Origin of the sequence: Ligilactobacillus sp. (assembly GCF_036846325.1) — a bacterium.
Classification (GTDB): domain Bacteria; phylum Bacillota; class Bacilli; order Lactobacillales; family Lactobacillaceae; genus Ligilactobacillus.
Genome location: NZ_DAIUCE010000167.1, coordinates 2,168 through 2,442 on the forward strand (window position 1 = coordinate 2,168; position 275 = coordinate 2,442).

Consider the following 275-nt stretch of genomic DNA (forward strand, 5'->3'; position numbering starts at 1 on the left):
CCGTTGCGCCGCCTTCGACAACCTCCCTGACCTTACTGATGTTGTACTTCTTCAGCAGATTCTTGAAATATGGAATCCAGTCCTTGACGCAAGAAACGACGATCGCGTCAATTTCCGGATGATTCTCAAACAGTTCCAGCGTATGAATGATGATTGGCTTGCCATGCATGCTGAGGAACTGTTTCGGACGCTCCTTGCTCCGCATTCGCGATCCGACGCCGCCGGCAAATATTACAGCAATGTTCATGTTAAAAACCTCTCTCGATGCAATAATC

1 protein-coding gene is annotated in these 275 nt (G+C 48.4%); it reads right to left on the reverse strand.

The genetic code is table 11. The features are described from left to right. Nucleotides 1–247 (reverse strand): IspD/TarI family cytidylyltransferase (locus V7Z60_RS09785; RefSeq protein WP_334117623.1); only part of this gene is annotated, 247 nt, incomplete at its 3' end. Nucleotides 248–275 lie beyond the last annotated feature (28 nt).